The 14,867-nt window shown below is 47.7% G+C and carries 17 protein-coding genes; 11 read left to right on the top strand and 6 right to left on the bottom strand.

Annotation, left to right across the window (positions count from 1 at the left end; genetic code table 11):
• Positions 1-11: 11 nt before the first annotated feature.
• Positions 12-1,127, bottom strand: a complete 1,116-nt coding sequence (locus EHO60_RS13895; RefSeq protein ID WP_135768819.1) for an AI-2E family transporter — start codon at positions 1,125-1,127, stop codon at positions 12-14.
• Positions 1,127-1,660 carry a hypothetical protein gene (locus EHO60_RS13890; protein ID WP_246028322.1) on the bottom strand — a complete coding sequence of 178 codons (534 nt, stop codon included), beginning with the start codon at positions 1,658-1,660 and terminating at the stop codon, positions 1,127-1,129. The genes EHO60_RS13895 and EHO60_RS13890 overlap by 1 nt, the downstream gene beginning before the upstream one ends.
• Before the next feature lie 36 nt (positions 1,661-1,696).
• Between EHO60_RS13890 and EHO60_RS13885 the strand changes: the two genes are divergently transcribed.
• Positions 1,697-2,362 (top strand): DedA family protein, encoded by a 666-nt coding sequence (locus EHO60_RS13885; RefSeq protein ID WP_135768818.1) that lies wholly within the window; start codon positions 1,697-1,699, stop codon positions 2,360-2,362.
• Here EHO60_RS13885 and EHO60_RS13880 read toward each other — a convergent pair.
• Positions 2,334-3,875, bottom strand: coding sequence for a phosphatase domain-containing protein (locus EHO60_RS13880; RefSeq protein ID WP_135768817.1), 1,542 nt, complete (start codon positions 3,873-3,875; stop codon positions 2,334-2,336). The two genes, EHO60_RS13885 and EHO60_RS13880, sit on opposite strands and share 29 nt — an antisense overlap.
• Positions 3,876-3,999: 124 nt before the next feature.
• Between EHO60_RS13880 and EHO60_RS13875 the strand changes: the two genes are divergently transcribed.
• The 6 genes from EHO60_RS13875 to hslU are packed head-to-tail and all read left to right on the top strand — an operon-like array spanning position 4,000 to position 9,412.
• Positions 4,000-4,317, top strand: coding sequence for a Smr/MutS family protein (locus EHO60_RS13875; RefSeq protein ID WP_135768816.1), 318 nt, complete (start codon positions 4,000-4,002; stop codon positions 4,315-4,317).
• Positions 4,314-5,864, top strand: coding sequence for a (R)-citramalate synthase CimA (gene cimA / locus EHO60_RS13870; protein WP_135768815.1), 1,551 nt, complete (start codon positions 4,314-4,316; stop codon positions 5,862-5,864). Before EHO60_RS13875 ends, cimA begins: the two co-directional genes overlap by 4 nt.
• Positions 5,852-6,421: an aminoacyl-tRNA hydrolase gene (gene pth, locus EHO60_RS13865; protein ID WP_135768814.1), complete on the top strand. Its 570-nt coding sequence runs from the start codon at positions 5,852-5,854 to the stop codon at positions 6,419-6,421. Before cimA ends, pth begins: the two co-directional genes overlap by 13 nt.
• 60 nt (positions 6,422-6,481) lie before the next feature.
• Positions 6,482-7,429, top strand: coding sequence for a tyrosine-type recombinase/integrase (locus EHO60_RS13860; protein ID WP_135768813.1), 948 nt, complete (start codon positions 6,482-6,484; stop codon positions 7,427-7,429).
• A complete protein-coding gene (hslV, locus tag EHO60_RS13855; RefSeq protein ID WP_135768812.1) occupies positions 7,407-7,970 on the top strand; it encodes an ATP-dependent protease subunit HslV in 564 nt (187 codons plus the stop codon). The genes EHO60_RS13860 and hslV overlap by 23 nt, the downstream gene beginning before the upstream one ends.
• The gene (gene hslU, locus EHO60_RS13850) at positions 7,967-9,412 is read left to right on the top strand and encodes an ATP-dependent protease ATPase subunit HslU (protein WP_135768811.1); all 1,446 of its coding nucleotides are present in this window, start codon (positions 7,967-7,969) and stop codon (positions 9,410-9,412) included. The genes hslV and hslU overlap by 4 nt, the downstream gene beginning before the upstream one ends.
• A 13-nt stretch (positions 9,413-9,425) precedes the next feature.
• Here the strand turns inward: hslU and EHO60_RS13845 are convergent, their stop codons facing one another.
• Positions 9,426-10,259 carry a hypothetical protein gene (locus tag EHO60_RS13845; RefSeq protein ID WP_135768810.1) on the bottom strand — a complete coding sequence of 278 codons (834 nt, stop codon included), beginning with the start codon at positions 10,257-10,259 and terminating at the stop codon, positions 9,426-9,428.
• Between the two features lie 70 nt (positions 10,260-10,329).
• On the opposite strand from EHO60_RS13845, the gene EHO60_RS13840 reads away from it, so the two are divergent.
• From EHO60_RS13840 to EHO60_RS13825, 4 genes are read left to right on the top strand one after another with little or no spacing between them, the layout of a single operon-like run.
• Entirely contained in the window at positions 10,330-10,590 is a 261-nt protein-coding gene (locus EHO60_RS13840; RefSeq protein WP_135768809.1) for a lipoyl domain-containing protein, read from the top strand.
• Positions 10,587-11,468 (top strand): metallophosphoesterase family protein, encoded by an 882-nt coding sequence (locus EHO60_RS13835; protein WP_135768808.1) that lies wholly within the window; start codon positions 10,587-10,589, stop codon positions 11,466-11,468. The genes EHO60_RS13840 and EHO60_RS13835 overlap by 4 nt, the downstream gene beginning before the upstream one ends.
• Position 11,469: 1 nt before the next feature.
• The gene (locus tag EHO60_RS13830) at positions 11,470-12,516 is read left to right on the top strand and encodes an Mrp/NBP35 family ATP-binding protein (RefSeq protein WP_135768807.1); all 1,047 of its coding nucleotides are present in this window, start codon (positions 11,470-11,472) and stop codon (positions 12,514-12,516) included.
• A 39-nt stretch (positions 12,517-12,555) separates the two neighbouring features.
• On the top strand, positions 12,556-13,245 hold the full coding sequence (locus EHO60_RS13825; RefSeq protein WP_135768806.1) for a hypothetical protein: 690 nt from the start codon (positions 12,556-12,558) through the stop codon (positions 13,243-13,245).
• A 27-nt stretch (positions 13,246-13,272) separates the two neighbouring features.
• Here EHO60_RS13825 and EHO60_RS13820 read toward each other — a convergent pair whose 3' ends face one another.
• Both EHO60_RS13820 and EHO60_RS13815 read right to left on the bottom strand, forming a co-directional pair.
• Positions 13,273-13,917, bottom strand: coding sequence for a UbiX family flavin prenyltransferase (locus EHO60_RS13820; RefSeq protein WP_135768805.1), 645 nt, complete (start codon positions 13,915-13,917; stop codon positions 13,273-13,275).
• Positions 13,918-13,936: 19 nt separating this feature from the next.
• Positions 13,937-14,851, bottom strand: coding sequence for a UbiA-like polyprenyltransferase (locus EHO60_RS13815; protein WP_135768804.1), 915 nt, complete (start codon positions 14,849-14,851; stop codon positions 13,937-13,939).
• Positions 14,852-14,867: the final 16 nt, after the last annotated feature.

Genomic DNA, 14,867 nt, shown 5'->3' with positions numbered 1-14,867 from the left:
TTATCCGATCCTCATCGGGCGAAAAAATCTTTTCGGTAGAGTTTCCAGAAATCCCAGAGGATTACGATCAAGGTCACAGCTACGGGACCTAATACCAGCCCCATAATTCCGAATTGCTGTATTCCCCCGATCAAGGAAAGAAAAATGAGTAATGGGTGGATGCGCAGCTTTTTATCCAGCATTTTGGGTTTTACGACATTTTCTAAAGCGAGATAGAACGTAAGACCCGCCGCCATAAAAAGGCCGGCTCCCCAGATATTATTTTCAATAAACATAATATACAATCCGATCGGCAGCCAGACCACGGAAGTGCCGATCACAGGGATGATGGAAAAAAAGGCAGCTAAGCTAGCATAAAGAAAAGGATTCGAGATCCTGGCAAACACAAGGAGAACGTATATCGCCGCTCCCTGCATAATAGAGACGATCAAATTTCCGCGAAACACCGTCTGGACCGCGGAGGCGATCTTTCTTCCTACCTGTTCTTCCAATTCGCGGGAAAAAGGAAGATTTTCCAGGATGAATCTCTCCACCTTCCTTCCGTCCTGGTACAGAAAGAAAAGCAGAAGGAGGGAAAAAAACAAATTCATGATGATCCCTGCAGGAAGATCGATGGAGCCGAGAATCAAAGAGGAAGCGTTGCTCAATACGGCGTAGAGACTGTCCAAGTTCAGTATGTCTATATAACTCCTTGCAAAGTCGCCGTAAATCTCCGACAATTTCACCCAAAAGAAAGGATTGTCCGTAATCAGATCCGTGAGCATATTCAAGCTCATCAAGGTCTCGATGATCTTATCCTCCGAAAGGGAAATCCGGATCTTGAATAATATGGACAAGGACTCGTCGATCAGAGTGCGGATCACGAAATAGGAGGGCAAAAGGACGATCATGCATACGAATCCGATCATGATCCAGGGGGCCAAAAAATCCAACTTCAGTCCCACCAATTTACGCAACTGTTTGTATTGCTTTCTCGTAGCCAGGTATAAAATCAGTGCGACTAAGGATGAATAAAAATAAGGACGGAGAACGACAAACAAAAGCGTTCCCGCACCGATAAACAATACCCCTAATAGGATATTGAATGCTGTTCTATTCGGATCGTCGGCTCCCGTCCTGAATGCCATCAAAAACCTCCGGATTTGCGATAGAAAAGTTTGACCGTGGAGCCAGACCCGTCGGGAGAGATGGAAATAGCTACGGTCTTCCGATTCATTCCTTCCACTAAATACAGACTTTTTTCGGGAGATTTCTGGTTTTGGAGCACTTTGAAATTCAAAAAGCCGAAAACGGTTTCGTAATAGATTTCCATGCGAGGCTTAGAGAGGGAATGATTCAACACCACCGCCGATTCTCTGGTTTCGAAAATACGCTCCGATCTTAACTCCGTAGAATACAAAATCTTGGAATCCTTCGGGACGAAATCGGACGGAATCGAGGCGGGCGCTTTGTAAGGACTTTCCTGGTACGTTAAACGATTGTGTCTGAAAATCCGGGCCTTTTCCTTGGGAAGTTTCCGAGTCGGAGGATCCTGGTCGAAAAGAGAAGGTACGGTCTCCTGCTCCGCAAGAACGGGGACAAGGGCACCGAAAAGCAAAAAGCAGAAAAAGATTCCGTTGCAAAGGAAATGAAGAAGACGCACGAATTTTAGTTGAACCAAACGCTCCCTCTTTGACAATCTTTTTCTTAAGCCCAAATGGTAGGATTCGAATCTAGCCTCCAACAACTCCTGGACTGGGTCGCGAGTCTTCCCTCGATTTTAGTCTGGTTCTTCTTCGCGTTTTCCAATCTGACCGAAAACATATTTCCGCCTTGGCCGGGAGACACGGTCAACGCTTTCGGAGGTTTTCTCCTAGCGAAAGGTTCGATCGGATTTTGGGCATTGACCACGAGCACACTCGTCGGAAATCTAGCGGGCGCCTGGATCATGTATTCCTTCGGCCACCGTCTTTTAAACTGGCTGAAACACAAAACGTTTCCCTTTAAGGCGGATTTGTACGACGAGGAAGCCATACAAAAAACCTTGGCCTGGTTTTCCAGGAATAGCGTCGTGGTCGTGATCTTTTCGCGTTTCTCCGCGGGAATCCGCTTTTTCGTTTCGATCATAGCAGGAATCGTGGAAATGAATCCTCTGCTTTTCTTCGGTTGTTTTGCATTCGGTGTTTCCGTTTGGTGTGGGATCCTGATCGGAGCAGGCTTTTATCTCGGAAAGCATTGGGAACTGGTGTTGGAATTCCTTGCCGTCTACAACCAGATCATCACAGGATTGTTCATCGTCGCTCTCTTGGGGTTTTTGTATCTGAAGTACGGAAGGAAATCGAAGAGCTCCAAAGTCATTGGTTCAAAGCACGATCCAGAGTAATTAGAAAATCGGAATGCAGTTCCGATACCTCCTTGGGCACCTCTATTTTGCGCGCCATTTCCATCAGGTTGTCCGGGTCTATGACCTTTCCTTCGAACCATTCTCCCGCCATTTCCCCCGCGATCTTCAATACGGAGGAAAGATCTAGAATTCCATAATGAACCAAGAGCAATGAAAATCCCAACGCTCCGTCCGTCGCGACGTAAGGCTTGATTCCGGGCATTTTCCAAGGATCGATTCCGGACGGAAGAGCGCTCTGTACGTTCCACCGCATCTCTTCGGTGGACGGCCCCATTTCGGTCTTGTTGACCAGCACGATTTCCACAGGATTCAAATTTCCGTGGATGCTCCGATTTTCCTCCGCCAATTCCCGGATGAGCTTGGCATTGTCTCGAGTGATCGCGTCCCTTCCCAAAAAATTCAGACGGTACAGATAATCCTCCAATTCCTTTCCTTCCATGGCGCCCGTGAGAATCAATTGGTACAGGGTGAAAATCAGGTAGTCGCTTTCCGTATTGTCACCGAGAAGAATTTCCTTGGCTTGGGTAGGCAGATAAATTCTATCTCGGAGTAAAATCGTGAGTTTGTACGCGAGTTGGTCGAAGAGGCTCTGGAAAGAAGAACCGGCGAATTTGCGAACTCTTTCCAAGGCTCCCCAAATCCCATCGGTCAAAAAACGGGCGGGGTGGGAGAGGCTATCCCAAAATTTATCCACCATTCCTTTTAAAGTACCTTCCAAATACTTCAAATGAAGGGACTCCGTTCTGATTTCCTGGGCTCGGAACGTCTGCAAAAGGGTCCTCCGAAAAAAATGAGGACTGGCGGAAATAAAACAGAGAGGGGTCCCATTCGTATTTTCTCTCAATTCCCGAAAAAAAGCGGGCATCCCTGGCAGAGGTAGTTTCTGCTCCGGAGTTTCGAATAGGGTGGAAATCTTTCCCTTATTGGAATGGATATCCGTCGCCAGATAGGTTTGGTCTATATCCGAAGTGGTTACGAGTCCGGAATAATCCTCAGGCAGGATACGCAAAGCTCCCATTCCGATCAGGCTCTGGGAAACGAGCTCGTGCTTTCCAGGTGCATTTAGGTACGCCAAATCCTTTCCGAATTGTCTGTAGGAATCCGGTTTTAGGAAATGAATGTGGAACATATAGTTCCCGGGCTTGAGGGGAAAGGTAAACTCGTGAAAAAAGAAGCCGCTTTCGTCCCCTCGGATTTCCGGAGATCGGTGGACGATTTTTCCGGTTTCATCCACGATTTCGGCCAAAAGGATCGGTTTTCTTACGGATTCCAGCCCATAATCCAAAAACGGCGTGATCTCCTTTTCCTGACCTTCAAACAAACCGGTCAAAAGATTCCAACGGGAGGAATCCTTCATTTCCTCCGTGATGCTGAGATCCAAAACTTGGCCGCGTATGTAATAACGGTTTTCCCTTCCGAGAGTCCCTCCGCAAATCGCGGCCCTTCTTTTATCCGTGTAGCGGAGAAGTTTACGTTCCGTTTCGTCTGTCACGTTTTCCGGATCCCTTTGTTCCATTTTTGAGAAAGGAAACTCTATCACGGGGTCCCTAAAGGGAAAGCAGAAAATCCAATTTCTTTCTTTTCGCCCCGGTTCCGACTGCTAGGATGGTCCCAGAATGCCAAAGGGGAATTATCCGAAAGGCGGCAAGCCAAAAGGACCGAAGGTGATCTATGTACGTAAACTTCGGTTCGAAGAAGCCTATCGGGTTCTAGACTCGGGTATTCAGGAAGCGTTTCTAAAAGGAGAAACGCTTGTGGAAGTGGTGCACGGAATCGGAGAGGGAATCTTAAAAAGGATGACCGAAGATTATATCCAGAGTCACGATTTCCTGAAAGTCTTGGAGGACGGCGGACTTTCTATCGGCAATCCTGGCTCCACCTTGATAGAGATCATGGGTCCGTCCGCGCAAGACCTAAAGAAATATTTAAAATGACCGATTTTCGACCTAACATCCAAATCCTCGACGTGACCTTGAGAGACGGGGAACAGACGCGAGGAGTCAGTTTTTCCGCATCAGAAAAATTGAATATTGCAAAATTTCTACTGCAAAACCTGAAGGTTGATAGGGTGGAAATCGCGTCCGCAAGGGTATCCCAGGGAGAATTCGAAAGCGTCCGAGGAATCATGGAATGGGCCAAGTCCGAATCTCTGGGAGATCGAATCGAAATCCTCGGATTCGTGGATTCCCGACGCAGCGTAGATTGGATTCTCGCCTCAGGTGCAAAGACTTTGAACCTTCTCACGAAAGGTTCCCTGAAACATCTGAAAGGACAATTGATGAAGAGTCCTCAGGAACACTTTTCGGACGTTTCGGAGACGATCCGATACGCGGTCCATAGCGGATTGAGCGTGAATATTTACCTGGAAGACTGGTCCAACGGATATCTGAATAGTCCCGAGTACGTCTACGATTTCGTTGCACATCTTTCCAAAGAACCCGTGGGGAAAATCTTTTTACCGGATACTCTGGGCGTTCTTTCTCCCGAGGAGACTTTCTCCGGTGTGGAATCTCTGGTAAAACGTCATCCGAATCTACATTTCGAATTTCACGGTCATAATGACTACGATCTTTCCGTGGCAAACTGTCTGTTCGCGGTGAAGGCGGGCGCAAAAGGAGTTCATGTCAGCGTGAACGGGTTGGGGGAAAGGGCCGGGAATTCCCCTCTGGAAGCCGTGATCACCGCGCTACACGACAAAGGAAAGGTACTCACGGGAGTGGAGGAAAGGTACATCACCGAAGCGAGTCGACTCGTGGAGACATTCAGCGGAAAAAGAATTTCCTCCAATCGTCCGGTTGTGGGAGAAGACGTTTTTACCCAAACCGCGGGAGTGCACGCTGACGGTGACAAAAAAGGAAATCTATACGCGAATCCGATCCTTCCGGAACGTTTCGGCCGGAAGAGAAGTTATGCTTTAGGAAAACTCGCCGGAAAAGCGAGCATTTCGGAAAACCTGAAACAGCTCGGACTAGTACTTTCTCCCGAAATAGAACGGAAAGTTTTAGAAAAAGTGATCGAGCTGGGGGACCAAAACAAGACGGTAACTCCGGAAGATCTTCCGTTCTTGATCGCGGATGTTTCCGGAAGCAGCGGAGTGCAAGCGCTGAAAATCACCGGTTGTAGATTGAATTCCGGATTAGGAACCAAGCCTAGGGCCCAAGTGGAATTGGAATTGAACGGGAAAAAATTCTCCGGATCGGGAGAAGGAGACGGAGGATACGACGCATTCATGACCGCTCTGTCCGGAATCCTAAACCAAGCCGGAGTCAATATGCCGCGACTCGTAGACTACGAAGTGAGAATTCCTCCCGGAGGAAAAACGGATGCCTTGGTGGAAACCATGATCACATGGAACCGGGCTCCGGAAAATCACGAAGAGGAAAATTTTAAAACCATAGGCGTGCATTGCGATCAGACCATCGCTGCGGTCTTTGCTACGGAGAAAATGCTCAATATCATTCTGCAAGCATGGCACAGTTAAAACTTCTGATCGTCGGCCTGGGAAACCCGGGAGCTAAGTATGAGCGGAACCGGCACAACGTAGGTTTTTTACTGCTCGATGATCTAGCCAAAGAATGGGGGGCAGCGCTCCAAACTTCCAGTAAGGAAGAAAAAACCAAAATCGATAAAAACGGGATTTTCTTTTATCTGCTGAAACCTCTGGAATACATGAATCTTTCCGGAAGAGCCATCGCCGAGACAGCGAGAAAAAACGGAATTCCGCCGGATAATATCCTAGTATTGCATGATGAGGTCGATTTTCCGTTTTCCAAACTGAAGTTCAAACAAGGCGGCGGTCACGGGGGACACAACGGCCTCCGTGATATCATCGAAAAACTCGGATCCTCGAACTTTTTCCGGTTGAGATTCGGGGTAGGAAAGCCGGGAGAAAGTTCCCTGACTGCGGATCACGTTTTGTCGAATTTCACGAAAGAAGAGTGGGAGAGACTTCCGGGCCTGTTTTCAGACTCCAAGGAAAAAATCGCGAACTGGGTTCGGGAAAGAGAAGTCCTTTTTCAAAAAGCCTCCGATAAATAAACTATATCTCCGGGAGGAACGGAATCTTCTCCGGAGGAAAAACGATTTACGGAGCCTGACGTGAGCGAATACACCTTGGCGGTCCCCAAATTCCCTTCCGAAATCCTGACAAAAGCCGCTCACAGATTCCACGAGTATCTTCGCATAGAAAAGAACTATTCACAAAATACGTTAAACGCATATCTCTTGGATTTGAAATCCTTTTTCGAATTCTGCCAAAGCGAGCAAATCGATATCTATGCCTTGGAGGCGGTGGACGTTCGTTCCTATTTCGCGTTTCTATCCTTAAAACAGGGATTGGACAGAAGGACCCAAAGCCGCAAACTTTCCAGTTTACGGACATTTTACAAAGTCATGTTTAACGACGGAAAGGTTCCATCGAATCCGATCCTATCCGTTCAATTTCCCAAGACCCGGAAACAGATTCCGAAAAACTTCCGCATCCAAGAAACCGAAGAAATCCTGGAATTCGAGGAGGAAGGTAGGACGTCAGAAATTCTGAACCTCCGGGACAAAGCGATCATAGAGGTTCTATATTCCGGCGGTCTACGGGTATTCGAGTTGGTGGATGCCACTTTGACTAGATTGTCCCAGGATCGTACGATCCTAAAAGTTTTGGGGAAACGTAGAAAGGAAAGATTCGCGTATTTAGGAAAGGAAGCGGTCGAAAGTCTATCCGCATATTTGGAAGTCCGTCCCAATTTCCGACCGCAATGCGAAGAAATTTTTCTAAACCAAAAGGGAAAGAAACTGACGACACGGGGGGTCCGTTATATTCTGAACGAAAGAAGGAAGCGGATGGGATGGGATAAACCCATCACTCCCCATAAATTCCGACACACCTTTGCTACGGACTTACTCGATGCGGGAGCGGACATTCGAGCTGTCCAGGAGCTTTTGGGCCATTCCTCCCTTTCTACTACTCAGGTTTACCTGAGCGTAAGTAAGGAAAAGATCAAAGAGGTTTATAGAAAGGCCCACCCTCATGCAAAACGAATCGATTCATGATCCCAACAAAATATATGCTACCACCATCCTTTGCGTACGGCGGAACGGAAAAGTCGCCATAGCCGGAGACGGCCAAGTTTCCTTCGGAAATACGGTGATGAAAAACTCGGCCAGAAAAGTCCGGAAACTCTACGGAGATCGGATCGTTTCCGGCTTTGCAGGTTCGGCTGCGGACGCATTCACCTTATTTGAATTATTTGAAAAGAAGGTTCACGAATTCGGTGGAAGCCTTTCCAGAAGCGCTGTAGAATTGGCTCGCGAATGGAGAACCGATCGGATGCTCCGCCGCTTAGAAGCCATGCTGATCGTGGCGGATAAGGACGATTCCTTTTTGATCTCCGGCACCGGAGACGTGATTTCCCCCGACGACGGAATTTTGGCGATCGGCTCGGGAGGGAACTATGCGCTTGCCGCGGCAAGAGCTCTCTTCGGGACCACTCCATTGGAACCTGCCCAAATCGTAAAAGAAGCAATGCGTATCGCGGCGGATATTTGTATTTATACGAATCATAATATTATCGTCGAGGAAATCAGCGTATGAGTGACAGGAATCCGGTTTCTCAAGAAGTTTCGGACGAGCCTAGATTGAGAGAAGAAGACCTCACTCCTAGAGAAATCGTCGCGCGCCTGGACGAACATATCATCGGGCAGAAGAGCGCAAAAAAAGCGGTCGCGATCGCACTCAGAAATAGAACACGCAGAAGAAAGCTCGATCCCGAGTTGCGCGAAGAGATCTATCCTAAAAACATCATCATGATCGGGCCGACAGGAGTCGGCAAGACGGAGATTGCACGGAGACTTTCCAAACTTTGCGGCGCGCCTTTCCTGAAAGTGGAAAGTACGAAATTTACGGAAGTAGGATACGTGGGCAGGGATGTGGAAAGCATCATCCGGGATCTAGCGATGGTTTCCCTGAATTTGGTAAAACAGGAATTCAGAAAGGGAGTGGAAGCCAAGGCGAAAGAAAGGGCGGAAGAGGCTTTGCTGGATATTCTACTTCCGTTTCCGATCAAACCGGCTTCGGATCCGCAGACTACTTCCATAGGATTCGCGACCAATGTGGACGAAGAGGAAAGAAAGCGCCGTTTTTCCGAAACCAGAGAAACGATGCGGAAGAAGTTACGTTCCGGAAAACTCGACAACCAAGAAGTGGAGTTGGATCTTCCGCAAGCGGGAACTCAGGGTTTGCCCATGCTCCAAGTTTTCGGAGCGGGTAACATGGAAGATTTAGACAATCATATCCAGAATGTCCTAGGCGATCTGATGCCGAAGAAGCAGAAGAAAAGAAAACTTTCCGTCCAAGAAGCTCTCAAGGCTTTGGAAGAATCCGAAGCGGAAAAACTTTTGGATCCGGACAAGGTCCAGCGGGAAGCACAGAAACGCTTGGAAGAGATGGGTATCGTCTTTTTGGATGAGATAGATAAAATCGCAGGAAGAGAAGGAAGAGTGGGGGCCGACGTTTCCAGAGAGGGGGTCCAACGCGATCTTTTGCCCATCGTCGAAGGAGCGACCGTAAACACCAAAATCGGTCCTATAGCGACGGACCATATCTTATTTATCGCCGCCGGAGCCTTCCACATGTCCAAGCCTTCGGATCTGATTCCCGAATTGCAGGGACGTTTTCCGATCCGAGTGGAATTGGAAAAATTGTCCATGGACGACTTCGAAAAAATTCTAACCGCTCCTAGATCTTCTCTGACTCGACAATACCAAGCACTGTTGCAGACGGACGGGATAGAGATCGATTTTTCCCCCGATGGAATCCGGGAAATCGCGAGAATGGCCTACGATATGAACGAAAAACACGAAAATATCGGAGCTAGAAGGCTGAATACCATCATGGAAAGGTTATTGGAAGACGTCAGCTATGACGGCCCGGACCTACCACCGGAAAAAAGAAAGGTTTTAGTGGACCAAGCCTACGTGGAATCCAAACTGAAAGGGATCGTAGAAGATAAGGACCTAAGTCGCTACATCCTATAAGGAACCGGCCCGATTAAAAGGCCAGTTCCTTGAGTGCGGAAAGAGGATATCTCATATATACGGTGGTAGTTCTGCTACCCGTGGTGATGGTCAAAAGATCCAGAGGGTTCAGGCCCATGGTATAAAATCCTTCGTCGATCATCGCGATCCCGAATCCAGCGCTTTCCTTTTCGTCCAAAAATTCCGGACGGAAAAAATCCGCGGAGTTTCCTTTGTCGAAGAGTTCTTTGTGTTTCAATCTGGATTCTTCTATCCTACCGAAATCCATATTGTGGATGGGGGAATCGTTTCGGATCCTGAGATTCAATTCGTTCTCCGTGATCCGGATTTTTACGGAAATATTCATCCGATTCTTTTCCAATTTAGATCGGACGTTCGTAAGGAACTCTTTTTCCTCCGGAACAAGAACCTGTTTTTTGGCGCGGATCCGATCTTCTAATTGGAGAACGTTTTGCACTTGCCTTTTGATCTTTTCCGGAACCACGTATCTTTGCATCGCATCCCGGAGAGGGGACGTATCTAAGATGACTTCCAAAAGCTCTTCGGCTTCTTCTTGGGTGTCGCCCAAATTCGAGAGTTTCTTCAGTAGTTCGTCGCGGAAGATAATATGCCTGATATTACCTTTAATCGCATTCAGGAGAGCCTCCATCAACCCGCTGAAAAGGTGGAAGGCCGCTAAGGGATTCGCTCCAATCTCGTCTAAGATCCCGTTTACCAGCTCGGAAAGTATGTCCCGGGTCGGTTTTGTAAGTCCTTTCAACTCAAGGTGAAAAAACTTTCGCTTTTTAAGATCGGAGATGTTTTGGAGGATTTCAGCCCCTTTGAGGACAGATTTCTGGTTTGCCATAAGAGGGAACTTGGAAAATTTAGTACACGATGGCTGCGGGACCCCGGTTCGGCAAGCTGGTTTTAAGAAGATGTCCCCAAAAACCGAAGATTTCGAGCTGATCACTCCCGACTTGGGAGATACCGACAAAATCGAGCTGGTTCGCTGGAATGCTCGTCCTGGCGAAACGATAGAAGTGGGCCAAGAAGTCTGCGAATTAGTGACGGATAAAGCTTCCTTTCCGATGGAATCTCCGGTCCAAGGCGTTTTGTCCGATATCTTTAAGGAGAGAGGCTCTATCGTTTCGAAAGGAGAGATCCTAGGAGTGATCCGGAGGGAAAGAAAAGAGTGAAATTGGTCCATTTGTCGGACCTGCATTTTCCCGTTCACCTTCCTTTGACGAGTCTCAAAGGTAAGATGGTGCCCGGGTATTTAAACTACTCCCTTCGACGTAAGAAGAAATACCCCCTTCGGTTATGGGATTCCCTCGTGGAAACCGTACTTTCTCTGGATCCGGACGCCATCGTAATTTCGGGAGATATCACGAACGTCTCCCACTTGACCGAATACTTCGGCTCTCTGGAACATTTAAAGCCTTTGTTAAACGAAAAAACGTTTATGATTCCCGGAAATCATGATCGCTATACGCGAGCGGCTGTAAGCGGGCCGGTTCCTTATTACGAAAAATTCTTTTCGCAATGGATGGGGGATCAGGTTCCCGGAAGTTCCGGTTACCTTAGATGGAAACGGATCGGAGAGGTATGCCTGATCGGGTTGGATTCGAATAAGCCTTTATCCGTATTGAACGCTTACGGATACGTGGATCCGACCGTCGTTCGCCACGCTCTGGCCTTCCTACGAGAGAATCGAATAGAGAAATACGTACTCGTGTGCCACCATCCGATTTGGAATCCTCCGGAACGCCAGGAATCGGCAGGACATAGGATGAGGAACCGGGAAGAGATCGCCGAAATTCTAAGGGAATCCCCGCCCTTGGCTTATTTGCACGGACATGTGCATACAAATTGGGTCAAAAAACCGGGAAAGAAGAAACCATACTACGTGATCAATTCCGCCTCCAGTACCAGAACTTCCGACCTAAGGCATGAATGCGGTTTTCACGTATTGGAAACCGGACAAAAAACTCCGGAAATCAAGCGCTTCATTTATTCGGAGCAGACGTCCAAATTTATAGAAGCAGCAACGATCTTATACGAAGAAAAGGAATAAAATGGCCGGCAAAATACAACCGATCGAAGTTCAAAGAGAACTCACGAAAATCAAACACCCGGAACTGAAAAAAGACATCGTGTCCTTAGGCATGGTCGCCTCCCTGGAAATCGGGGAAGAAGAAACGAACATACTCGTCAAGACTCCGAACCAAGATAGGCGTGTACAGATCGGACTGGAAGCTCAGATCCGACAAATCCTGTCCAAAAAGGAAGGGATCGGGAAGATCAAGATCAAGTTCGAAGTGGATCCCAAACTCCAACTGAACGATTCGAACCGGATCGTCGGAGTTCAAAAAGTCATCGCGATCGGATCCGGAAAAGGGGGTGTGGGAAAATCCACAGTCACTGTCAACCTAGCGGCGGCAGCGGCAGCTCAGGGCTATAAAGTAGGCGTCATGGATGCGGATATCTACGGTCCCTCCATAGGAAAAATGTTCGGTATCAATGGTCGAGTCGCCTTGAAAGCGGAAGAAGATAAGATTTATCCTCTGGAAAAGGACGGATTAAAAATCATCTCCTTCTCCTTTCTAATCGATGAAAAGCAGCCCGTGGTCTGGAGAGGACCGATGTTAGGAAAGGCGGTAGAGCAATTTTTATACGATATCGTTTGGGGTGACTTGGACTTTCTATTTATCGACCTTCCACCGGGCACCGGAGACGTGCAATTGTCTCTAGCCCAATTGATCGATTTAGACGGAGCCGTTTTGGTTACCACTCCTCAGTCCGTGGCGTTACTGGATGCGAATCGCGCCGCTTCCATGTTCCAGCAGGTGAAGGTGCCGATCCTGGGAGTTGTGGAAAATATGAGTGAATTTGTGTGTCCGAACTGTGGCCATTCCACTCCTATCTTTTCTCAGGGGGGAGGGAAGATCCTAGCTCAAGGAACCGATGCGAAATTCTTAGGCGGAATTCCTCTGACTATGGATCTAATGAATGCCGGAGAATCCGGAAAGCCGCTCGTGTTCCAAGATCCGAACGGCAAAGTCGCCCAAGCGTACAAAAACGTCCTAGAAAATCTCAGAGAAGAGATAAAAAAGTGGGAATGAAAGCGGATCGTCAGTCTGTTAATACAGGAGAGGAAAGCAGTGAAGTTTGAGAAAGGCTCCGAAAAGAATCCATCCGGAAACCTCATCGTTTACTGTAACGTTGTGGGAGAAAATCCTCTTTATCCGGGCGGAAAAATCATAGCATCCAACGTAGTAGTCAGTTTCTTAAGGATCGGGGAAAACTTTCCTGTGGTAACGTTCCCCCCCGTTTCTTTGGACAGTTACGAAGATCTGAAACGGATCATCTCGGACAACTACGATAAATACGATGTGGTCAAGATCAAAGATTTCGAAATGCCCGTGGAACAGGAAGATTCCAATTCCTATATCAAGGAAAGAATGGACCACTTCGAAAACGTAGTGATCCGTTATGTGGAACTTTGCAAAAATCGGGAAGGGAACTCGTATTCTCCGGGAGAAAAAGAACCGGAAGGAGTCCGTGATTACCTGGATTCCTTGGCAAATTTATCCTTAAAAGTAAGACGCTCCAGCGGAATCGCGAGAGAAGCCTCGCTTTTACACATGGAAAAATTGGTGGAGAATTTTGCCGGGAAACACCCGGAATTCGACCTTCATAATTTCAGAAAGGCTCTAGAAGTTCCCGGTCAAACCGGAGAAGAACTGATCGGATTGTACCTGCAAAAATTCAACGCGATCTCGTATGAAAGGTACGAAGACGCTTCTTCTCTGAACAAACGGATCCAACAGATCGAATCTGTAAATTCCTGATTCCAATTTTATCAGGAAGGCTACGTTTTAGAGAATCAGGTTCGTTCCGTGGCTTTTCGGAGTTTCCGGATTCCATCTAGGATACAAATCCACTTCCTTACCCAAGAGCTTAAAAATACGGGAGGCAATAAAATCTCCCAGATCGTCCAGACTTTTCGGCATCTGATAAAAGCCGGGAGAGGCGGGTAAGACGATCGCGCCGGCATCGTGAAGTTCCAACATGGTTTGAAGATGAATCCTATTATACGGAGTCTCTCTTGGAACGAGGACCAATTTTCTTCTTTCTTTCAGGCTGACGTCGGCCGCACGATCGATCAGATTTTCGGTGACTCCGGACCGGATGGATGCCGCCGTTTTCATCGAGCAGGGAACGACCACCATTCCCTCCCAGGTGTTGGATCCGGAAGCGATGTCGGCACCGATATCCCCGTAGGATCGAACATGGAACCTGTGTTGTAGTTTAGGTTTCCATAATGTGCCTACGAATTCCAATATTTCCTCCGCGTTAGTGACGGAGGTTTTATATTCTTCCTGAAAGACACGAACAGAAGCGGGGCTGGCGACGATCCAACTTTCTCCGTCCATTTCCATGAGAGCCCTGAGAAAGCGAGCCGCGTAAATGGAACCGCTCGCGCCGGCCATCGCCACGACCAACTTGCATTTTTCATTCATGGCAATATTCTCCCCCGGATCAGATTCCAAGTCGTCGTAAGGAATCCGAGATTTCTCTCAATTTTTCCAACAGGATCCCCGCAAAGAGTACGACCGAAATCCAGGAATGGATTCCGTAAAACGCAGGCGGAAAAATTCCATCCTTGTTCTTTCTCGCGATCCATTGCTCTCCCGCCATGAGAAAGCCGGTCGCAAACCAAAAGATCCAGAAAATCCCGGATAGTTCCGACTCATATCCTGCCCATGCCAAAAAGCAAAGAGATAATACATGAGAGAACCTAGAAATCCAAAGGGAATTCTCCAATCCGAAAAAAACCGGAACCGAATGCAGCCCTTCTTTCTCATCAAAATCCTTGTCTTGCAAAGCGTATAAAATATCGAAACCGGAAAGATTGAATGCGAGTCCGAGCGTCCACAAGACCGGAATCCAGGAGAACTCCTCTCGCAATGCGATCCAAGTCGCCAACGGGGCTAATCCGATGGAAAGTCCCAGATAGAAATGGCAAAGGAAGGTGAAACGCTTGGTATAAGAATACGTGAGAAGCAGAAATAGAGTGGGGGCAGACAAGTAAAAGGACAGAGAATTCAAAAACCAACTTCCTACAAAAAAAAGAAGGGCCGACAAAAGTATGAACACGATCGCCGCTGCGTCCGAAATTTTCCCCGCCGGAATCTCCCTGTTTGCAGTTCTAGGATTCTTGGAATCGAAACTTCGATCCGCCCACCGATTGAAACCCATGGCTGCACTTCTCGCTCCGACCATACAAACCAGAATCCAAAAAAACTTCATTCCCCATTCGCCGAGAGTCAGCCCCGGAGTCCTTAAAAAAGCGAGAATGAATGCAATTCCAGCGAACGGAAGAGCAAAGAGCGTATGGGAAAATTTTACGAATCTTCCGTATTTGCCTAAGATATCTAGTACCGAAGAAATCATTGCTTTCAAAATCTTA

Source organism: Leptospira fletcheri, from assembly GCF_004769195.1.
GTDB lineage: Bacteria > Spirochaetota > Leptospiria > Leptospirales > Leptospiraceae > Leptospira_B > Leptospira_B fletcheri.
This window is presented reverse-complemented; position numbering and strand designations above follow the sequence as displayed.